The sequence below is a fragment of the Gordonia sp. DT219 genome (genome assembly GCF_049847065.1).
Taxonomy (GTDB): Bacteria; Actinomycetota; Actinomycetes; order Mycobacteriales; family Mycobacteriaceae; genus Gordonia.
In genome coordinates, this window is the sequence record NZ_JBNCNR010000002.1 from 135,918 (window position 1) to 155,310 (window position 19,393).

The following is a 19,393-nucleotide window of genomic DNA, read 5'->3' on the forward strand; positions in this document are numbered from 1 at the left end:
TCAAGCCTTCTGGAGTGCGCTGCGTTGGAGGTTGCGGGCCGCCGCGCGATGTGCCGACATCGCGTCGTCGTGGCCGGGATGGGTGAGGTGACCGTCGCGGACGAGGACGCGACCGGCGACGACGGTGGTGTCGGCGCGCATCGGTCCGCATCGCAGCCAGGCCTCGACGGGGTCGGTGAGGGCGCCGGCCAAGGATTCCGCGGCGGCGGCCCAGATGACCAGATCGGCGCAGGCACCGGGCCGCAGGTGGCCGACCTCGTCGTCCCAGCCCAGGCACGCGGCGCCACCGCGGGTGGCCGCATACAGTGCGTCGCGTGCGGTCATCGATCGTGGGCCGTTGCGAAAACGTCCGAGCAGCAACGCCGTTCGGGCTTCGAGCCACAGCGAGGCATGGTCGGTGGAGGCCGAGCCGTCGCAGCCCAGGCCGACCGGCGCGCCGAGCCCACGGAGTTCGAGGACGTCGGCGGCCCCGCCCCCGATCATCATGTTGGAACTCGGGCAATGCGCGACGCCCACCCCGGCCGCGGCCATCCGGCGGCGTTCGTCGGCACTGGGATAGATGAAGTGCGCCACCCATGATCGGTCGTGCATCCAGCCGACGCTCTCGAAGTATTCGACCGGGGTGCGTCCATAGGTCGCCTGGCAGAATTCGTCTTCCTGTGGATCCTCGGCGAGGTGGGTGTGCAGACGTGCGGCGCTGCGCTGTGCGAGGGCCGCGGATTCGCGCATGATGTCCTCGGTCACCGAGAACGGGGAGCAGGGAGCCAGCGCGACGCGGATCATGGCGCCGGGATTGCGATCGTGGTGCGTGTCGAGGAGTCGCTCACTGTCGGAAAGGATCTCGTCTTCGGACTGCACCACGCTACGCGGAGGCAGACCGCCGTCCTCCACCGATCGGGTCATCGAACCGCGGTTGGCGTAGAAGCGGAAACCCATCGAGGTCGCGGCATCGATCTGCGCGTCGATCAGACCCGGCCGCGGATGGACGTACATGTGATCCGACGAGAGCGTGCACCCGCCGAGCAGCAACTCGGCCATGCCGACCCAGGTGGAGAGGTAGACGGCCTCGTCGTCGATCTCGGCCCAGATCGGATAGAGCGCCGTCAGCCACTCGAACAGTGACGTATTGACCACGGGCGCAAACGATCTGGTGAGGTTCTGATACATGTGGTGGTGGGTGTTCACCAACCCGGGGGTCACCAGGCGTCCGCCGGCATCGATCGTCTCGGTGGCCGCCGGCGGCGGCGTGGCCGACGCGCCGACCCCGCTGACACGGCCGTCGGTGACCGCGATCCAGCCCCCGTCGATCTCCCAATCGGTGTCGACGACGATATAGGCGTTGGTGACGAGCAGATCGCACGCGGACAGGACAGAATCGGGCATGAGAGGACCTCCACGAAACGTGACACGGAACGTGCCACAGGAAGACCCTGTCCCGGAGGTTGGCCGCCGGATCGTCACCGCTCTGCCGAGCGGACGGGCTGACAAACGTTCTACCCACCGCATATTTCCGGGATGTGTCGTGGCCATGACGCCGATGTCACCGCATCGGCGTGGTGTCTCCGGTTCTTCGTGATGTCACATTCTCGAGCCGCGAAACGACACACTGGTCAGGGACGATGACCCATTCGAGGAGGCCCCTGATGCGTATTCGCGTTCTCGCCGCCGGCGCTGCGGTGTTCGGTGCCCTGATCTTTGCCATGCCGGGGGTCGCGTCGGCCGCTCCCCCGACCGTTCCGTTCCAGATCAATCCGGCAGCGTTCGGCAATCCCAACGGAAGCTTCGATGTGCCCGCGGTCCGATGCGTCGCCGAGATCGGCCGCGGAACCGCCACCATCACCGGCGGCCGACCTGATCGCTGGGGCTGCATACCGGGTGCCGATGTGCACTGGGTGAACCTGTCGACCGGGGCGACCGGATACGCGAAACTCGGGCCTGGCCTGAACGGCGTTGTGCCACAGGCGGTTCTCCTCACCGGGCGCGGGCAGATCGCCCTGACAATTCTGGCATCGGGCATCATCACGCCCGGATTCGCGACATTTGCCGTGCCGTAGCACCCGTCTGCGGACACCGCAGAAGGCGGTATCAGACCGGTATCGTCGGCACCGAGGAAATGACGTTGCGACCGAGCGAGGCGCATATCGACGCACTGCGTCGGCAAGCCGAATCCGAGCGCCGCTCGATGCAAATGCCCACGGCCGATACCCACGCCGATCGATAAGCCCTCGCCGGCGTCCGTACCTACTTGCAGCGTCTTGAGCAGGTGCAGCGCGAAGCGGCGAGCGAGTCCCGCCGAGTGGCACTGAGGTTCCGCGAGCAAGGCCTTACGGTCCGATGCGTCGGATACCTGATGCAGGTGTCTCCGCAGCGCGTATCGGAGCTCACCTCGACGTCGGACGACTGACCGCGCAACGAACAGCTACTCGTCATCAGCGTCAATGGCCGCCGCCAGCATGTTCGCGTCGTCGACTCCAAGCGCTTGCAGTCCGTGAACATATTCGATGAGTATCCCGGGACCGGATTGGCTCACACGAAGCGAGTCGTGGTCAAGTGCTGCCGAGGCGGTTCGGTGCGCTATCCGGGGACCCAGGTACGTGAGCCAGCCCGGGACAGCGGTGATCGAGCCCCATATCCTTCCACATCGACGCCAAAGGCATTGCAGGCCAGGAGTGCCGCGCCGCCGGATGCCGACGCGACATCGGGCTGCAACCCGACGACAACAGCATGCAGAACGGATCCGACCGCTGCTTCGACAGATGGGTGCCGCCCATCACCGCTGTCGTCGAGTACCTCGGGCCGTTCGATGTTGACGGTCACCCCAAGCTGATCGAGTCCGCCTTCCTCGTCAGCGGTGATACGGAACACGAGTTCGACTGCGCCGTCGGTCACTCCACTGGGGGCGGCATTGACCACCCTGATATCGCGCCGAGGATTCCACGCACCCTGCAGCGCCATCGGAGAAGTGAACCATGCAGCGACGTTCCGAATGTCCTCTGCCGTTCGAATACGCATCGCCGGCATGTGGTCAGCGCAAACGGGCACCCATCGTGCCGACTCCCAAAAATTCGCGGTGCTGTCGAGCGCTTCAAACATGCGCTCTAGAATGTCGAATTCGTCGGTCGTACGATCGCCTGCGTACACGGCGTTCACCGCGAACAACCCACCGCGCTCCACCGGAAGTTCTCGCTCAAAGGCGTGGAAGAAGTCCCGCTCGCGATCCCATCCGGCTGCCTTCGAGCAACATCGTGGACGGAGGGGTCGGCTCATTGCCCGACAGATATCCTGATAGATACCCACGTGCGTACTCCGACTGGACGATGATGTCGCGCGGATGTGCGGATTGCCCAACACGGTCACGAAGGCTGTAAAGGCTGACCAGACCGCGGAACGTATGTGGATTGCCACTGATCACGAAAGGCTCGTCACCCCGTCCGGAAATTCGCACCACCAGTCGTGGATCGGCCCAATCGGGTAGATCGGACCGTGAACCACGGTTCTGATTACCAGATGTCATCGTATGTATCCGTTCGAATATACATTGATATGCTTGCCTGTCTTTTGGCCAACGCCCGAAGTGAAGCCACCCGCACCCACCATCAAGCGTACGGGTGTGGCCAGCCGATCGACCTGAACGGTTTCCGAAGAGATAGCCTATCCGCTGGGCGCCGTGGTTACGGCTGCGGTTCCAGCGCGACCCGGGAGGGGACGCCATATTCATCTTCGGCCTATTGGCTACTTTCATCATTTTTGGACATTTGACGAAGTACGTCCCAAGCCGCCGCCTCAACTGCTGGCCACCGCGAGTCGTTAACGTGTCCGACTCCATCGTTCGCGTCACAGGCGTCAACTATCGAATCGTATTCCGAGAATAGCCGTTTAAAGGATGCTACTTCATTATCATATATGGCAGCGTCAACTAAGTAATCCGGGTCCGGAAACACTGCGTCTACGTCGTAGAGCATTTCAATACACAGCGAAGGAGAGTACGACTTGTAGCACTTCTCATGACGCCAGTAGTCAGAATCGCGAGCGTGCGCAATCATATCTACCGCATCTCGCACGCGGCCTCGCATTTCCGGGTAACGCACCGCCATGGAGTGGCCCATCGCTTTCACTTCAACCAGTCTTGAAGGGGATGTGGCCTTCGGGATTGCTCTTCGGGCTCCCATCGGCCGGCAAAGACCTGCCATCATGAGGGCAGCCGGGCAGCCACCCAGCACTGGTGTCTCCCGACACGTGGCTGCGCGCCCAAGAAGTGCTCGCCGGCCACAACAAAGCAGGCGAGGACGGACAGGTGCAGTTCGCCGTCGTGCACCAGCTGTTTGCCGCACAGCTCGCCGTCGACACCGACACGCGGATCACGACCAACGAGATAACCGAGACTCCCTGCACCCCGTCCGCCAGCACACCAGAGGCACAATCCGTCGATACCGCGTTCGACATCGGTGGACTCATCCCGACCGAAACCATCCTGCTCGCACCGCGAAACCCGCAGGTCAGGCTATCCACGTACAAGACCGAGCTCGGCGCGCACTTGCGTACGCACCGAGCTCGACTGACACCATTGGCGGAGCTACCGAGACGGCTTTCGAACCCTGGATCCGAAGTCACACGGCTACTGAGCTGGTGGCGAGACGGTCACATGCAGCTCCTCGCACAGACAGATAACGTAAGGTGCTGAACCCAGCAAGTTACTGACTCCCGAGGCCCGGCTCCCACATCGCCACAATTAGGTGGTCACCGTACCGCGCATTCCACGATTCATATCCATCGTGATTTGGTTCGACGAAGAAGGAGAACCCACTATCGAGTAGAACAGTCAGCTGATATTCCTCGGTGTAGGCCGCCGAAGTAATCGGACTCTCCATCAACGGTGTTAGCAATTCAACGCGCGGAGACCCCTCTCGTGGATCAACAACGAATCTTTCGCCCGCATTAGTGACACAGACCATGGGGTCCTCAAGGGTGAGGAAATTGTCATTGTTCGTTCTTAGAATAATCGTGTAGCCGCCGTCAATATCGATAACCTTGTCGCCAGCCAGCGGGAGTGGTATGGCTACGCTCATGGTTTCCACCCTTTCGGCAGTGGGAATGACCCGTCGGGCTTGATGGGAATATGTGTCTGGGAGTTACCAGAGGGTTTACCGTCGAGGTCAATCGGCTGGCCATGCCCATTGTAGATCCGCACATATCCGGAGGGATTTCGGCCGTCTGGCTCCATCACGCGCACTGAGTCCGCGTTACCTTTCGCCCCCGGCTTCTGCCATACCCAGCCCTTCCCATTGTCGGAGCGCCTCGGTACCCAATCGCTAGGAACACCGTCGGGACGGTCTGGGGGGTTGTCACCCTGTCCTTGCCACGGCTTTGACCGATCAGGTGCGTCGTCACCGTTGCCGTCATGATTCTCCGTGAAGTACTGACTGATCCAGTCCTTCACCTTATCGACCTGGTCGGCGAGCCATCCAGGAAGCTTGTCGATCATCAGATCGGGCAGTTGGTCGGGGTGGGTACGTACCCACTCCCAGCCGTATTCGCTGATGATCGTGGCCATGATGGCGGAGAGCAGAAGAGCAAGAATCGCAGCTTCGGCAGCGTCATCGATGAGGAAGAAGACCGGGTCAGCTTCGATGCCGCTGTCGCCGCCAGGAGCTACGTAGTTCGGCATAGTGTACGACGGCTGTTTGTCCTGCGGATCGGGAGTCGGCTCGACATCCGGAGCTGGAGCAGTCTCGGGTGCGGGAGACTGCAGCGTGGACTGCGAGTTGCCGTTGTCTCCACCGTCGCCCACGCCACCACCACCGCTCCATGTCGAGCCGCCCCCGCCATCACCACCGTTGATGGTCGTGTTGCCACCGTTATCACCCGTACCGCTACTCGGTGACAGATCATGATGCTCGTGAGGCGCAACATCGTTTGCGCTCGGATCGTCGGGCCCGTGTTGCGGACGTATTGCTGCCGCCTGGGCATAACCGAAACGGCGCCCCCATTCTCCGCCCCGCGAAGCGGTCGATCCTCCCTTCATCGCCGACCGCACGCCGAGCCCAGCGCGCCGCACCCGCGGATTCGCGGCAGCGAATGCCGCCGCACCCGCCACGACCCACGCCGCCAACGGAACTTCCGGGTGCTTCGCCCCCGGTGCCAACGCGCGCGGCGGGTCGCCGGCCTCAGGGGGCGCGATCACGACTCCTGGAACCGTTGTGACAGCCGGGGCAGCAGTGGAAGGCACCACCGGTAGCCGCCCACCGCCGGCGGGCGGAGCCGGTGTCGGCGCGGTCGGCCCATTCCTGGCGTCAGGCGATGTGGCGCCGCCGTTTCCGGTACCGCCACCTGCCGGTGTCCGTGGGGCGGCTTGGCCGGGCACGGTCACGATCGGGGTGCCGTCGCCCTCACCGGGCCCGGGCCCGATATTCGACCCGACCTGCGGCCCACCAGCACCCGCACCGCTGCCGCCAGGCGTGGGTGCCGGCGTATTCGTAGTCGGCTGAAACGTGTTCGTCGGCACCGAAATACACGGCCAATTCGAACCGTACTGGGCGCGCATCTGATCACACAACGCATCCGCGCGCGCCGGAACCGGATCACTCCCCAACGCCGCCACCGTCACCCCACCGCCGATCGCCAACACCGCGGCGACCATCAGCCCGGCACCGAGACGACGACGCGGAAGCCGATGACGGCCACGACGAACCTTCGACCTCACCGACTCTCCGGCGTGCTGTTGAGTGCAGGGGACCATTTGGCTTTGCCCCACATCAGGGCACCGAGGATCGCATCCGCGCCGGCCCAAAACCAGCGCCCGGCAACCGACATCACCACAAAGAACACCAGGAACACCGGAATCACACCCCACCGATCCGACCACGCACCGAGATTCGCCAGGTTCGCTGCGGCGAGCACCAGCAACACGCAGCCGAGCAGGAACAACACCACCGTGAGTACAGGAACGCCACGACCGGCGGCATCGTCGTCGGCGCCCGCTGGCGCACCGTCAGCGGGCGAACGGTCAGCGCCAGATGCGATGGGGCGTTCGGTGGCCGCCGCATCGGTGTCAAGGCGATGCGCACCACCGGGAACAGGCGAAGCAGGAGCACTCATAGCAGATCACAGCCCTTCGCGAGATCGTCACATTAGCGGAAGTCGAGAGATCAAAGTGCACGAGCCGCCCACGTGCGCGGCCGATCTGTCACAAGTAGTGGGGTTCGCCGTACACGTTGATCGTGTTGTCGTTCAACGCAGTCGACACACTCACCGTCACATAGGCGCGCAGCGCGACCGGGCCCAAACAGCCATCGACCTTCACATGCACCCCATCGACAGTGATACCGGCCGTGCCGGTCTGCAGCTTCTTCGACCCGAACGGAATATCGGCGATCGTGCCCGGCCGCAGCGTGGTCGAAACATTCGGGGTGACCGTCGCACCGATCACCACCGCCGGCGGATACGAAATATTCATCTGCGCCGACGGACCACCCGAGACCCCCACCGTCACACCCGAGGTCACATCCGTGTTGCAACCGATCTGGAATCCCGCCGCCACCGTGCCCGCCTGGACCGGCACCGAACCGGTTCCAGCGATCAGGCCCTCGCCCCTCAAGGAGAGGAAACCCTCACGCGTCCACGATGATTGGTTCAACGGTGGCACCGACCGCACCCGCTCCTGCGACTTGACCGCCGACACCACCCAACCATCACCCGTCCGCTTCGTCGTCTGCTTATCAGCAAACGAACCCGGCGCCGCACCAGCCACGCCGGAACCACACACCGCCGCGGTCACCGCAAGTGCTATGCCGGCGCCCACGAGCACTCGGCGTGATGCTGCTGCCCGCCACCGCACGCGCGAACTCATGCCCACTGCCATCCCATTCCCCTCACCATCCGACACCGCGCACCCGGGGATGCGCAATCGTGAATCTAGATATGCAGCAAGCAAAGCACTCAGCGAGAGGTCCGGCAACTTGAACACTCGGGCCACTATCAAGCAGCCGAGGAGCGGCGATGTCATCGCACGAACGCGCCGGACCGAAGGAATCAACACAGGCCAACGCCCCACCAACGAAACGAGCTCGGCACGCACTTGCGTACGCGCCGAGCTCGACTGACACCGTTTGGCGGAGGATGGGGGATTCGAACCCCCGAGGGCGTTAACCCAACCCGCGTTCCAGGCGAGCGCCATAGGCCACTAGGCGAATCCTCCAACGACGGTCGATCATAACCGGGCGCGGGCGTCCAACCCAAACCCGTGCTTCCGACCGCGTCCGCCGACGCCCTGCTTCACGTCGGCGGAATGCCCGACGTCGGTCAACGCAGCCCGGCGGGAAGCAGGGAGACCGGGGCGACGAGCGTGTCGTTGTCGGAGGCTCCCGCCGACAGGATGCCCACGACATTGCCGCCCGCGTCGCGGATGCCGGAACCGCTGTCGCCCTCACGGGAGAAGAGCACTGCGCGCACGCTGACCGTCGAGTTCTGCAGCAGGAACGGGGGCGCAAAGGAGTAGCCGTAGGCGGTCCGCATGGTCGGCTTCGGGTCGGCGATGGTGCCGGCACTGAAGCCACTGGTCACGCCCATTTTGGTGACGCGCTCACCCTTGGTGATGGCCGCACCCCAGGCGACGGAGTCGAGTTGGGCACGCGTATGCGGGGCAAGCGAGATCACTGCGATGTCGAGTCCGCGGGTGATCTGGTTGGCGGTGATCTTGCCGATGACGTCGCCCTGATCGGTGTACACCACCTGTCCGACATGACCACAGTGCCCGGCCGTGAGGGCCTTCGACGGCGACACGACGGCACCGAGCGTGCACGACGTCGAGGTCACGATGGTCTCGTCGACGTTGATCGCCATCCCCGAACGGACCGTCGGGACAGCCGCCTGCGCCGTGGCCACCGGAGCGGCCACCAGACCCACCGCGCCGAGCACCAACGCCGCCAGCAGTTTGATACGCATGTCTTCTCGTCTTCCTGTAGTCCAAAGGTGCAGGTAACCTAACACGATCTTTTCGATCGTGAATCGTCAGGTGATCACGGCCACTCGGAAGTCGCCGGACAACCCGGAATCGTCGATGCCCGAAACGTAGACTCGGGTCGCCACCGTCGAAGGGAACCACGATGTCCACACCCGCGTCATCTGCGCCGATCGCGGTACTGGGCGCCACCGGCGGTCAGGGCGGCGCTGTCGTCGACGCGCTCCTCGACGTCGGCCGGGCAGTGCGCGCGGTGGTGCGGGCACCCGACTCGCCGCGAGCGCAGGCACTCGCCGGACGCGGCGTGGAGCTGGCGGTCGCGGACCTGGTGAGTGGCGACGGACTCACCGAGGCGTTCGCCGGCACCGCCGGAGCGTTCGCGTTGACCACGCCCTTCGAGTCCGGCGTCGACGCCGAACTGGCCCAGGGCGATGCCATCATCGCCGCCGGGCGTGCGGCATCGTTGCCCTATCTGGTGTTCTCCTCGGTGGCGAGCGCCGACCAGGGCACCGGTGTCCCCCACTTCGAGTCGAAATATCAGGTCGAGCAACGTCTCGCGGCCACCGACATCCCGCACACCGTGGTCGGCCCGACCTACTTCTACGACAACATCTTCGGGAACACCGACGCACTCGACGCCGGAGCATTGTTGATCGCCATACCCACCGAGATGCCGTTGCAGCAACTCTCGCGGGCCGACCTCGGTTCCTTCGTCGCCACCCTGTTCGCCGATCCCGCGGCACACGTCGGCGCACGGATCGACATCGCGTCGGACTCGGTCACCCCGGGCCAGATGGCCGCTGTCCTCTCCTCGGTGCGAGGCCGGACAGTGCAGGCCGAATCCTATGATCCCGAACGCATTTCGTCACCGGATATGCGTGCGATGTTCACCTATCTCGGCAGCACCGGCTACCGCGTCAACATTCCGCAACTGCATCAGCAGTTCCCGCAGGTGGGCTGGCAGTCCTTCGCGCAGTGGGCCGGACAGGCCTTCGGCTGAACGCTCAGTCGATCCGGTTGCCCTGCTCATCCCAGTGTGCGGCAACCTTTTTGCTGGGCTGCACGCGCGGCGGCTCACCCGGCATCTTCGGATAACTCGGCGGGTAGGGCAGGTCGCCGAGCCCGTCCGGTAGCGTCGCGCGCCACCATCTCCAGCAGCGGCTGCAGACCGTGTCGGTGACCGGCGATGTCGGCCATCGGATCACCCCGGCGGGCAACGAGATCCGGGACGGTGGCCATGGTGCAGTCGTCCGGGTCGACGTCGGCGAGCTCCTGCCACGTGAGCGGCGTCGACACCCGCGCGTTCGCGCTGCGGCGCACCGAATACGGTGAGGCCATCGTCCGGTCGCGGGCGTTCTGGTTGAAGTCGATGAAGATGCGTTCTCCGCGGTCCTCTTTCCACCACGACGTGGTCACTGCGTCGGGATCGCGGCGCTCCATCTCGCGGGCGATCGCGATCACCGCTCGGCGCGTCGCGATGAAGTCCCACAACGGCTCGATGGGCACGAAGACATGGATTCCGCGTCCACCGGAGGTCTTGGGAAATCCCGTGTATCCCAGTTCGTCCAACAGCGGTGCGAGGATCTCGACGGCGACGCGGCGGACATCGTCGAAATCGGTGCCGGGCTGCGGGTCGAGGTCGATGCGCAGCTGGTCGGGATGATCGTTGTCCTCGTCGTGGGTGGGCCAGCTGTGAAAGGTGACGGTACCGAGATTGGCGCCCCACACGATGTCGGCGGGCACCGTGGGGCGCAGCGCATCCCCGGTGCGACCGGACGGGAAGGTGATTCGCGTCGACTTGACGTGTTCGGGCCGCTTCTTCGCGATGTGCTTCTGATAGATCTCGTCGCCCTCGATGCCGTCGGGAAACCGTTGCAGAAAGGTCGGCCGGTCGCGCAGCGCCGTCATGATCGGTCCGTCACCACCGTCGTCGAGCAGCGCCATCGCCCGGTAATAGCCGACCAGATCGCGTTTGCGACCACCGTCGGTACCGAGTTCGGGGAAGTAGATCTTGTCCGGATTGCTCATCCGTACGGCGATGCCGCCGACGTCGAGTTCCTCGGCGGGCGAGCGAGATGCCATGTCAGTCTTGTCCTTCCAGGACGTCGCGCAGATCGTAGGTCAACGGCACCTCGAGTTGTTCGTAGCCGCAGCTCTCCGGCTCCCGGTCCGGGCGCCACCGCAGGAATTTCACGGTGTGCCGGAATCGGCCGTTCTCCATCTGGTCGTAGGCCACCTCGGCGACGAGTTCGGGGCGGATCGGAATCCACTCCCCGGATTTCTCCGACCGCCACCGCGTCGGCTCACCGGCCGCGGGCCGCTCCGGATCGAGTCGCATCGGCTCGAACATCTCCTGCAGCTCGATACGCTTGGCGTCGGTGAAAGCTCCTGCGCCACCGACCATCCGGAGATCGCCGTCGTAATACAGGCCGAGCAGCATCGACCCGAGGCCGGTACCGCTCTTGTGGACGCGGTACCCGATCACCACGCAATCGGCGGTTCGTTTGTGCTTGATCTTCACCATCTCGCGCTTGTTCTCGACGTAGCGCCCGGCAAGGCGTTTGGCGACGACCCCGTCGAGGCCGGCGCCCTCGAACTCCGCGAACCACCCCTCGGCGAGCGCGGCGTCGGTGGTGACCCGGCTGACGTGGAAGCGGCGGTCACGCCCGCCCGGGCCGATCGCTTCGACGAGCGTCTCACGACGGATGCGCAACGGTTCGTCCTTGACCGCGACGGTGCCGAGCGCGAGGGCGTCGAAGCCGATGAAGATCGCCGGGGTGGTCGCCGCGAGCATCGTCACCCGCGAAGCGGCGGGGTGAATGCGTTGAGCGAGGGAGTCCCAGTCGAGACGCTGGGTCCCGTCGATCGCCGACGGCACCCCGATCTCGCCGTCGAGCACCACCTTGGTGGGCAGCTCCTCGCGGGCGGCGGCCACGATCTCGGGAAAGTAGCGGGCGAGGTCCTTCCCGCCGCGGGAGCCGATGAACACCTCGTCGCCGTCCCGAAAGATCAACGCGCGGAATCCGTCCCACTTCGGTTCGTAAGACCATTCCGGCTCGCCGCCGGCCGGCTGGACGGGCACGGCGGGCACCGCCTTGGCCAGCATGGGCGCGACCGGAGGGTTCACGGGGAGATCCACGGCTCCATCGTCGCCCACTTGTAGCCTGTAGGGCAATGACCGAAGATCCTGGCGTTTCCGGGGCCACTCCGGCGGGACGATTCGCGCCGTCCCCGTCCGGGCCCCTGCATGTGGGTAATCTGCGCACTGCGGTGCTGGCGTGGCTGTTCGCCCGCACCGGTGGACGCCGATTCCTGCTCCGCATGGAGGATCTGGACCGCACCGTCATCGGAGCCGACGCCGGCCAGATCGCCGACCTGCACGCCCTGGGCCTCGGCTGGGAGCCGCCGGTCCGCTACCAGACCGATCGGCTGCGCCGCTACCGGCAGATCATCGACGAACTGAACAACGCCGGCCGCACCTTCGAATGCTTCTGTACGCGAAGGGAAATCCTCGACGCGCCAAGCGCGCCCCACACCCCGCCCGGGGCATACCCGGGCACCTGCCGCACCCTGACCGCACAACAGCGCGCCGAGAAGCGCGCCACCGGACGACCGCCGGCGATCCGGATCCTCGCCGACCGCGCCGAATTCACCGTCCACGACGTGCTACACGGCTCCTACACCGGCGCCGTCGACGACTTCGTCATCCAACGCGGCGACGGCACCCCCGCCTACAATCTCGCGGTCGTCGTCGACGACGCCGAGCAGGGAATCGACCAGGTGTGCCGAGGCGACGACCTGCTGACGTCGGCTCCCAGGCAGGCCTACCTCGCCACCCTGCTGGGCCACACCCCGCCCACCTACGCGCACGTCCCCATGGTGCTCAACCCCGAGCATGTCCGGCTGAGCAAACGTGACGGCGCGATCACCCTCGCCGACCTCGCTGCTCTTGGCATCGGCCCCGGCACCGTCCTCGACCACATCGCGGTGTCGCTGCGGCTGGCCGCCCCGGGCGAGCACGTCGACATCGACACGCTTGCATCGAGATTCGACCCTGCCCAGCTGCCGCGCACGCCGTGGATCGTCTCCGACGACGAATGGCATTGACACGCATGGACGGTCGCAGCCGGCCCACCGTCAGCGACTGCGGCCCGCGTAGTAGCGGCCGAGGAACTCGTCGCGGTAGGCCGGGTAGTCGCCGTTGTCGATCGCGTCCCGCGCACCGTCGACCATGTCGATGATGAAGGCGACGTTGTGCAGGGTGGCCAGGGTGGCGGCCAGCCCTTCTTTCGCCTTGAACAGGTGGTGCAGGTAGGCGCGCGTGTATTGCGATGTGTAGTTGGTGATCTCGGGATCGATCGGCCCGAAGTCACGGCGGAAGCGCGAATTGGTGATGTTCACCCGTCCGTCACGCGTGTACACCGCGCCGTTGCGGGCCACGCGCGTGGGCGAGACACAATCGAAGGTGTCCACACCGTTCTCGATCGCGGTGAAGATGTCGTCGGGTTCGCTGATGCCGAGGAGATGCTTCGGTGCGTCCTCGGGCAGCTCGGTGTTGACCCAGCCGACGATGGTCCCGAGGTTGTCCTTCTCCAGCGCGCCACCGATTCCGTAGCCACCGAAGCCCTTTCCGCCCGACTCGCGATCGATCCGGGACAGTTCGGTGAGGTCGCGCGCAGCCTTGCGTCGCAGATCCTCGTACTGCGCACCCTGGATGACGCCCCACAACGACTGCTGCGGGCGGTGGCCGCGGTCGAGCGAGAGCCGGTTGTGCTCGGCCAGGCAGCGAATCGCCCACAGCCGGGTCCGCTCCAGCGAATTCTCTTGGTAGCCACGGGTGTTCATCAACGTCGTGAGCTCGTCGAAGGCAAAGATGATGTCAGCCCCGAGTTGATGCTGGATGCGCATCGACACCTCGGGAGAGAAGCGGTGGAACGATCCGTCCAGATGCGACTTGAACGTCACCCCGTCGTCGTCGACATGCGAAAGCCGTTCGCGGCCTTCGGCGATCTTGTGGTCGTCTTGCTCTCCGGTCAGGTCCATCGAGATGACCTTCTTGAATCCGGCACCCAGCGACATGACCTGGAATCCGCCGCTGTCGGTATAGGTCGGTCCCGGCCAGTTCATGAAGGCGCCGAGTCCACCCGCCTCGTCGATGATCTCCGCGCCCGGCTGCAGATAGAGGTGATAGGCGTTGGCCAGCACCGCCTGCGCGCCGAGAGCCGCCACCGACTCGGGCAACACGGTCTTCACCGTCGCCTTGGTCCCGACCGGAACGAATGCGGGCGTATGGATGTCGCCGTGGGGCGTCGTGATGACGCCGGTGCGGCCCAGAGCACCGGGCGACCGGGCGCCGGGCAACCGGGTGCCGATCCGGAAGGAAGGCCCCAGCTTCCGGGGGTCGGTGGGCGCGGTGTCGTGCGAGGTCACCGATGCATCTTCGCAGGACACCGCGATGGCGCCCAAACCGGACGAGCAGCCCCGGCCTGGACCATCCCCGGGTTCGCTACCGTGAAGACCATGTCACTTCGCTCTCGATCACCTCGCACTCGTCGCCGGATCACGTGGCAGTGGTTCGGCATCGTCGGGATGGCGGCGATCGCGACGGCTTCGCTCGCCGCCTGCGGTGACGAACAGCAGTCCGACGCCGGTGGCACATCCACCCCCGCCGCGTCCGCGCCCGCAACGAGCGTGCCCGTGGTCGCCGGACCGAGCCCGCACTCGGCCACCCACACCACCAGGACGAGCGCCGTATCCTCGGCTGCGGCGACGGCCACCACCTGCGGTAACGTCCCCGGCCCGGACGGCGCCCTGCGAGTACTCGTGCTCGCCGGAAACGTCGACTGCGCGACGGCCCAGAAGGTGGCGACCGAATACAGCCCGAAGATCGCGACGGGCCACGAGCAGCAGGTCTCGGGTTGGACGTGCGGCCCGTCGGAGGCCCGCGGAATCCTGGCCGCATGCCAGTCCGGCAACAAGGCCATCGGTTTGACCCCCTGACCTGAGATCCGATCGCGCGTCCGGCATTCGCGCTTGACCCTCACGCGACGTCAGACCCGAAGGTGGCGAGGTGAGCGAAGGACATCCCGATTTTCGGTCCAGAGGCACCCGCGCGGCGTCATCGGGGCCCGGTGAGCTGACCGTCGGCGCGACGGCCCGGCTCGTCGGTGTCAGCGTGCGCACTCTGCACCACTACGACAGCATCGGGCTCGTGGTGCCGTCCGGCCGCACGAGCGCGGGCTACCGCGTCTCCGACGACGCGGACGTCGAACGGCTGCACCAGGTCCTCACCTACCGGGAACTGGGATTTCCCCTCGAGCAGATAGCGACCCTGCTCGACGACCCGACGGCCGACGCGCTGGCCCACCTGCTCGGCGACGAGTACGCCGACGAGGCGCAGGAGCGCTGGGGCGACACCGACGCCTGGAAGCAGAGCCGGCAGCGCACCGCGGCATACACGAAGGCGGAGTGGCAGCAGATCAAAGACCAGACCGACGCCTTCGAGGCGGCGCTTGCCGCCGCGCTGCACCGGGGGTCGCCCCCGGGTCGGCCGAGGCCAACGACCTCGCCGAGCAGCATCGCGGCGGGATCGAGAAGTTCTACGACTGCGGCCACGAGATGCAGGTGTGCCTGGGCGACATGTACGTCGCCGATCCGCGGTTCACCGAGCACTACGACGACATCGCCCCCGGCCTTGCCGCCTACCTGCGCGACGTGATCCGGGCCAACGCCGCCCGGCAGACATAGCCTGCCGGCAGCACTCGGCCGCCCGGCCGGGCGGTCAGCGCAACGCGTCGGCGACCCGTTCGAGCGCCGCGACCCGGCTGCCCTTGACGAGCACGACGTCGCGCTCGCCGATATCGGCGAGGGCGTCGGCAGCGCCCTCGATGCCGGCGACGTGGCGCGCCGTCAACCCGTAGTCAGGCTCGTCCACGGCGATCACCTCGACGCCCAGCGCCTGCGCCTCGAGCGCGATCGCCTCATGTGCAGCGGCGGCTTGATCACCCAGTTCGGCCATCGTGCCCAGCACCGCGACACGCCGACGGGCGTCGAGGGCGACCAGCGACCGCAACGCCGCCGACATCGACGTCGGGTTGGCGTTGTAGGCGTCGTTGAGGATGGTGATACCGGAGTCGGTGGTGATCAGTTCCATCCGCAGACCCGACAGCGCGGCACCGAGGAATCCCTCGGCCATCGCCTCGACGGGCACGCCCAGCCCACCGGCGGCGGCGGCCGCGGCGAGCGCGTTGGACACCTGGTGCTCCCCACGCGCGCCCAGCGTGATGTCGGTCGATCCCCACGGCGTGTGCAGCCGGAACGATGCACGCAGCGCGGCGTCGACCCGGATGTCGGTGGCCGACACGTCCGCCGACGGCGTCAGCCCGAAGCTCAGGACCTGCGCCGACGTGCGGTCGGCCATGGCGATGACGTGTTTGTGGTCGGCATTGAGGACGGCGATCCCGTCGGCCGGCAACGACTCGACGAGTTCGCCTTTCGCGCGGCCGACGGCCTCGATGTCACCGAACATCTCCAGATGGACGCCCTCGACCCGGGTGATGATGCCCACGGTCGGGTGCGCGATGGAACACAGGTGCGCGATGTGGCCGATGCCGCGCGCGCCCATCTCGAGGACGACGGCCTCGGTGTCGTCGCTCGCATCGGCCAGGGTCAGCGGCAGGCCGAGTTCGTTGTTGAACGACTTCTGGCTGGCCGTGGTGACGAAGGTCGTCGCCAGTACACCGGCGAGGAGATCCTTGGTCGAGGTCTTGCCGACCGACCCGGTCACTCCGACGACCCGCTCGGGCAGCCGGCGACGGACCAGCCGTCCGACGTCCGCGAGCGCCGCGGCGGTGTCGTCGCAGGTGATGGCGGTGGCCGCGACCGCCGGACGCGGTTCCTCCGACGTCAGGTAGGCCGTGGCACCCTCGGTGACCGCGGCCGGGATGAAGTCGTGACCGTTGCGGGCGGCGACGATCGGCACGAACAACTGCCCGGCGGTGACCGCACGGGAATCGATGGTCGCCCCGTCGACGGTCACGTCGGTGCCGATCAACTGCCCGCCGACCGCGTCGGCGATCTCACTTGCCTGGATGTGCACGCCATAACGCTAGCCGCGATGTCCGGGACGTCCGCACCGGCGTCGGCGAACTCGGATGAGCGTTCGGGCACGCGCGCCGTATCGTGACACCCATGTCCTCTCCCCTGCTGCGTCTCGTCGTGCTCTACGGCGGCGCATCCGCCGAGCACGACGTCTCCCGGGTCACCGCCGCCCATGTGATCGCCGCCGCCGACCCGGCCAAGTACGAGGTCGTGCCGATCGGCATCGGCAAGAACGGGACGTGGGTCCGCAACGACAAGGTCATCGCCGCACTGGCCGACAAGACGGCGCTGCCCGGCGAACTCGACATCGCCGGTACGACCGTCGATCCGCTCGCCGAATTGCGCCACCACACCGCGAATGCCGTCACCGTCGTCCTGCCGCTGCTGCACGGCCCGCATGGTGAAGACGGCACCATCCAGGGCATGCTGGAACTGTTCGGCCTGCCCTACGTCGGATCCGGCGTGCTCGGCTCGTCGGTCTGCATGGACAAGGGCATGGCCAAGGTGGTGGCCGCGCAGGCCGGAATCCCGCAGTGCCGGTGGCTGGAATTCCGCGATGGGGTCGACGACCCGCAGACCGTCGCATTCCGCGCCATCGAAGAACTCGGGCTGCCGGTGTTCGTCAAACCGGCCAACATGGGCTCGTCGGTCGGTATCACCAAGGCCCACGACGCGGCCGAACTCGACGCCGCGATCAATCTGGCGTTGCGCTACGACGATGTGGTGGTCATCGAGGAGATGGTCGACGGCCGCGAGGTGGAAATCGCCGTTCTCGGCAACGCGCTGCCCGAGACATCGGTGCCCGGCGAGATCATGCCGGGCAGCGAATTCTATGACTACGAGGACAAATACATCACCGGCGCCGCGAAATTGGTGATCCCCGCGCCGCTGTCCGCGGATGCCGTCGCCGAGGTCCGCGAACTGGCCGCCCGCGTCTTCACCGCGATGCGGTGTGTCGGCATGGCGCGCATCGACTTCTTCTACGAGGAACTCGGCCGCGGCTGGCTCCTCAACGAGGTCAACACCATTCCCGGTTTCACGCCCGGTTCGATGTATCCGAAGCTGTGGGACGCCACCGGACTGCCCTATCCCGACCTCATCGACCGGCTGGTCTCCCTGGCGCTCGAATCGCATCGCCGGCGCGCCGGCTTCTCGACCGAGCACTGACACGCCCGCGGACGGCGGGAAGACCAGCCACGTTGACGTAGCATCGACGACGTGACCGGCCTCGATAACGTTTCGCCACAACCACCTTCGGTGTTGCGGGTGTTGGTCTATTCCGATGACGCCGACACCCGCAGGCAGGTCATCGGGGCGCTCGGTACCCGTCTCGACCCGGGACTACCCGAGTTGAGCTTCCTCGAGGTCGCGACCGGCCCGATGGTCTTCACCCAACTCGACGCCGGCAACGTCGACGTCGCGATCCTCGACGGAGAGGCGGCCCCGGAGGGCGGCCTGGGCATCGCCAAGCAGATGAGTGACGAATACGATCCGCGACCGCCCACGCTGGTGCTGATCGCCCGCTCCGACGACCGCTGGCTCGCCGACTGGTCACGTGCCGACGCCACCGCCGCGCTGCCGGTCGATCCGATCGAGTTACCCGCCGCGCTCGGCGACATGCTGCGTGGCAGATCGCCGCAACAACCCGACTGAGAACCGCACGCATCGTGCGGCACCGCGCACCATGAGTCGGCACGGCCGTGCGAGAACTCGGCCAAATCCCTGCACCCAAATCCCTCGACACAGCGCCATCCGCTCGTAAGGTTGTGGTGTATCTCACACCAGACGCTGCGGCAGGTGAGCCACCGACCGGGCAAGCGCACGGAGGGACCGAACCGGCGATGAACGCATACATTCCGATCCTCGTTCTCGGCGTGATCGCGCTCGGCTTCGCGGTGTTCTCGGTGTTCATCGCCTCGGCGGTCGGCCCGCGCCGGGCCAACCGCGCCAAACTGGACGCCTACGAATGCGGGATCGAGCCGATCGGCGGAGGCATCTCTCGCACCGGCGTCAGAGAAACTGTGGTGCAAAGAATTCCGGTCAAGTACTACCTGACCGCCATGCTGTTCATCATCTTCGACATCGAGATCGTGTTCCTGTACCCATGGGCGGTCACCTTCGACGCGCTCGGCTGGTTCGGGCTGGCCGCGATGGCGCTGTTCATCGTGAACGTGTCGGTGGCCTACGCCTACGAATGGCGCCGCGGCGGACTGGGCTGGGGCTGACGTGGCGCCCAGCATGCGAATGCGCGGAATGCGCGAGACAGAAATCGACCACACACAGGCCGATCCCAAGGGAACAGCCGGATAGCAAATACGGCACCACGGTGCCGATGAC

Annotated in this window: 18 protein-coding genes, 1 tRNA gene and 2 pseudogenes; 9 read left to right on the forward strand and 12 right to left on the reverse strand. The window is 66.0% G+C overall.

The genetic code is table 11. The features are described 5' to 3' along the window. Nucleotides 1-1,383, reverse strand: a complete 1,383-nt coding sequence (locus ACPXB3_RS04000) for an 8-oxoguanine deaminase (protein ID WP_425706993.1) — start codon at nt 1,381-1,383, stop codon at nt 1-3. Nucleotides 1,384-1,643: 260 nt separating this feature from the next. Between ACPXB3_RS04000 and ACPXB3_RS04005 the strand changes: the two genes are divergently transcribed. Beyond that, nucleotides 1,644-2,054 carry a hypothetical protein gene (locus tag ACPXB3_RS04005; RefSeq protein ID WP_425726553.1) on the forward strand — a complete coding sequence of 137 codons (411 nt, stop codon included), beginning with the start codon at nt 1,644-1,646 and terminating at the stop codon, nt 2,052-2,054. Between the two features lie 520 nt (nt 2,055-2,574). Here ACPXB3_RS04005 and ACPXB3_RS04010 read toward each other — a convergent pair. Next, nucleotides 2,575-3,297 carry a hypothetical protein gene (locus ACPXB3_RS04010; protein ID WP_425707097.1) on the reverse strand — a complete coding sequence of 241 codons (723 nt, stop codon included), beginning with the start codon at nt 3,295-3,297 and terminating at the stop codon, nt 2,575-2,577. A 925-nt stretch (nt 3,298-4,222) separates the two neighbouring features. On the opposite strand from ACPXB3_RS04010, the gene ACPXB3_RS04015 reads away from it, so the two are divergent. Next, nucleotides 4,223-4,681: a hypothetical protein gene (locus tag ACPXB3_RS04015; protein ID WP_425726555.1), complete on the forward strand. Its 459-nt coding sequence runs from the start codon at nt 4,223-4,225 to the stop codon at nt 4,679-4,681. 10 nt (nt 4,682-4,691) lie between these two features. Here ACPXB3_RS04015 and ACPXB3_RS04020 read toward each other — a convergent pair whose 3' ends face one another. From ACPXB3_RS04020 to ACPXB3_RS04045, 6 genes are all read right to left on the reverse strand, one after another. Then, nucleotides 4,692-5,066 carry a DUF6188 family protein gene (locus tag ACPXB3_RS04020; RefSeq protein WP_425707095.1) on the reverse strand — a complete coding sequence of 125 codons (375 nt, stop codon included), beginning with the start codon at nt 5,064-5,066 and terminating at the stop codon, nt 4,692-4,694. Continuing rightward, nucleotides 5,063-6,181 (reverse strand): hypothetical protein, encoded by a 1,119-nt coding sequence (locus tag ACPXB3_RS04025; protein ID WP_425726557.1) that lies wholly within the window; start codon nt 6,179-6,181, stop codon nt 5,063-5,065. The genes ACPXB3_RS04020 and ACPXB3_RS04025 overlap by 4 nt, the downstream gene beginning before the upstream one ends. A gap of 515 nt (nt 6,182-6,696) precedes the next feature. After that, nucleotides 6,697-7,095, reverse strand: coding sequence for a hypothetical protein (locus ACPXB3_RS04030; protein WP_425726559.1), 399 nt, complete (start codon nt 7,093-7,095; stop codon nt 6,697-6,699). 88 nt (nt 7,096-7,183) lie between these two features. Next, complete coding sequence (locus ACPXB3_RS04035; protein WP_425726561.1) at nt 7,184-7,858, reverse strand: MspA family porin; 675 nt, start codon at nt 7,856-7,858, stop codon at nt 7,184-7,186. 248 nt (nt 7,859-8,106) lie between these two features. Beyond that, nucleotides 8,107-8,194, reverse strand: a tRNA-Ser gene (locus ACPXB3_RS04040). A 104-nt stretch (nt 8,195-8,298) separates the two neighbouring features. Then, a complete protein-coding gene (locus ACPXB3_RS04045) occupies nt 8,299-8,940 on the reverse strand; it encodes a trypsin-like serine protease (protein ID WP_425726563.1) in 642 nt (213 codons plus the stop codon). Between the two features lie 161 nt (nt 8,941-9,101). On the opposite strand from ACPXB3_RS04045, the gene ACPXB3_RS04050 reads away from it, so the two are divergent. Then, nucleotides 9,102-9,956 (forward strand): NmrA/HSCARG family protein, encoded by an 855-nt coding sequence (locus tag ACPXB3_RS04050; RefSeq protein ID WP_425726565.1) that lies wholly within the window; start codon nt 9,102-9,104, stop codon nt 9,954-9,956. Nucleotides 9,957-9,960: 4 nt separating this feature from the next. On the opposite strand, the pseudogene ACPXB3_RS04055 reads toward ACPXB3_RS04050, so the two are convergent. Both ACPXB3_RS04055 and ACPXB3_RS04060 read right to left on the reverse strand, forming a co-directional pair. Then, nucleotides 9,961-11,038: pseudogene (locus ACPXB3_RS04055) on the reverse strand (DNA polymerase domain-containing protein). A gap of 1 nt (nt 11,039) precedes the next feature. Next, nucleotides 11,040-12,095 carry an ATP-dependent DNA ligase gene (locus ACPXB3_RS04060; protein WP_425726567.1) on the reverse strand — a complete coding sequence of 352 codons (1,056 nt, stop codon included), beginning with the start codon at nt 12,093-12,095 and terminating at the stop codon, nt 11,040-11,042. 35 nt (nt 12,096-12,130) lie between these two features. On the opposite strand from ACPXB3_RS04060, the gene gluQRS reads away from it, so the two are divergent. Further along, on the forward strand, nt 12,131-13,063 hold the full coding sequence (gene gluQRS, locus ACPXB3_RS04065) for a tRNA glutamyl-Q(34) synthetase GluQRS (RefSeq protein ID WP_425726569.1): 933 nt from the start codon (nt 12,131-12,133) through the stop codon (nt 13,061-13,063). A gap of 30 nt (nt 13,064-13,093) precedes the next feature. On the opposite strand, the gene tgt is transcribed toward gluQRS, so the two are convergent. Continuing rightward, the gene (gene tgt / locus ACPXB3_RS04070; RefSeq protein WP_425726571.1) at nt 13,094-14,386 is read right to left on the reverse strand and encodes a tRNA guanosine(34) transglycosylase Tgt; all 1,293 of its coding nucleotides are present in this window, start codon (nt 14,384-14,386) and stop codon (nt 13,094-13,096) included. 90 nt (nt 14,387-14,476) lie between these two features. On the opposite strand from tgt, the gene ACPXB3_RS04075 reads away from it, so the two are divergent. Together ACPXB3_RS04075 and ACPXB3_RS04080 are read left to right on the forward strand one after the other, a co-directional pair. Further along, entirely contained in the window at nt 14,477-14,956 is a 480-nt protein-coding gene (locus ACPXB3_RS04075; protein ID WP_425706089.1) for a hypothetical protein, read from the forward strand. Nucleotides 14,957-15,092: 136 nt separating this feature from the next. Next, nucleotides 15,093-15,703: pseudogene (locus tag ACPXB3_RS04080) on the forward strand (MerR family transcriptional regulator). A 34-nt stretch (nt 15,704-15,737) separates the two neighbouring features. Here ACPXB3_RS04080 and ACPXB3_RS04085 read toward each other — a convergent pair. Continuing rightward, the gene (locus tag ACPXB3_RS04085; RefSeq protein ID WP_425726573.1) at nt 15,738-17,054 is read right to left on the reverse strand and encodes a UDP-N-acetylmuramoyl-tripeptide--D-alanyl-D-alanine ligase; all 1,317 of its coding nucleotides are present in this window, start codon (nt 17,052-17,054) and stop codon (nt 15,738-15,740) included. 92 nt (nt 17,055-17,146) lie between these two features. On the opposite strand from ACPXB3_RS04085, the gene ACPXB3_RS04090 reads away from it, so the two are divergent. The 3 genes from ACPXB3_RS04090 to ACPXB3_RS04100 all read left to right on the forward strand — a co-directional run bounded on the left by ACPXB3_RS04090 (nt 17,147) and on the right by ACPXB3_RS04100 (nt 19,281). Further along, the gene (locus tag ACPXB3_RS04090) at nt 17,147-18,223 is read left to right on the forward strand and encodes a D-alanine--D-alanine ligase family protein (RefSeq protein WP_425706091.1); all 1,077 of its coding nucleotides are present in this window, start codon (nt 17,147-17,149) and stop codon (nt 18,221-18,223) included. A gap of 51 nt (nt 18,224-18,274) precedes the next feature. Further along, nucleotides 18,275-18,709, forward strand: coding sequence for a hypothetical protein (locus tag ACPXB3_RS04095; RefSeq protein ID WP_425726575.1), 435 nt, complete (start codon nt 18,275-18,277; stop codon nt 18,707-18,709). A 188-nt stretch (nt 18,710-18,897) separates the two neighbouring features. Beyond that, the gene (locus ACPXB3_RS04100) at nt 18,898-19,281 is read left to right on the forward strand and encodes an NADH-quinone oxidoreductase subunit A (protein ID WP_425706093.1); all 384 of its coding nucleotides are present in this window, start codon (nt 18,898-18,900) and stop codon (nt 19,279-19,281) included. Nucleotides 19,282-19,393: the final 112 nt, after the last annotated feature.

What these genes read in the sequence shown, in the direction of transcription:
- ACPXB3_RS04030 (WP_425726559.1), bottom strand. Translation starts at nt 7,095, where the DNA reads ATGAGTGCTCCTGCTTCGCCTGTTCCCGGTGGTGCGCATCGCCTTGAC.
- gluQRS (WP_425726569.1), top strand. Translation starts at nt 12,131, where the DNA reads ATGACCGAAGATCCTGGCGTTTCCGGGGCCACTCCGGCGGGACGATTC.
- ACPXB3_RS04075 (WP_425706089.1), top strand. Translation starts at nt 14,477, where the DNA reads ATGTCACTTCGCTCTCGATCACCTCGCACTCGTCGCCGGATCACGTGG.
- ACPXB3_RS04090 (WP_425706091.1), top strand. Translation starts at nt 17,147, where the DNA reads ATGTCCTCTCCCCTGCTGCGTCTCGTCGTGCTCTACGGCGGCGCATCC.
- ACPXB3_RS04035 (WP_425726561.1), bottom strand. Translation starts at nt 7,858, where the DNA reads ATGGCAGTGGGCATGAGTTCGCGCGTGCGGTGGCGGGCAGCAGCATCA.
- ACPXB3_RS04005 (WP_425726553.1), top strand. Translation starts at nt 1,644, where the DNA reads ATGCGTATTCGCGTTCTCGCCGCCGGCGCTGCGGTGTTCGGTGCCCTG.
- ACPXB3_RS04045 (WP_425726563.1), bottom strand. Translation starts at nt 8,940, where the DNA reads ATGCGTATCAAACTGCTGGCGGCGTTGGTGCTCGGCGCGGTGGGTCTG.
- ACPXB3_RS04050 (WP_425726565.1), top strand. Translation starts at nt 9,102, where the DNA reads ATGTCCACACCCGCGTCATCTGCGCCGATCGCGGTACTGGGCGCCACC.
- ACPXB3_RS04020 (WP_425707095.1), bottom strand. Translation starts at nt 5,066, where the DNA reads ATGAGCGTAGCCATACCACTCCCGCTGGCTGGCGACAAGGTTATCGAT.
- ACPXB3_RS04100 (WP_425706093.1), top strand. Translation starts at nt 18,898, where the DNA reads ATGAACGCATACATTCCGATCCTCGTTCTCGGCGTGATCGCGCTCGGC.
- ACPXB3_RS04000 (WP_425706993.1), bottom strand. Translation starts at nt 1,383, where the DNA reads ATGCCCGATTCTGTCCTGTCCGCGTGCGATCTGCTCGTCACCAACGCC.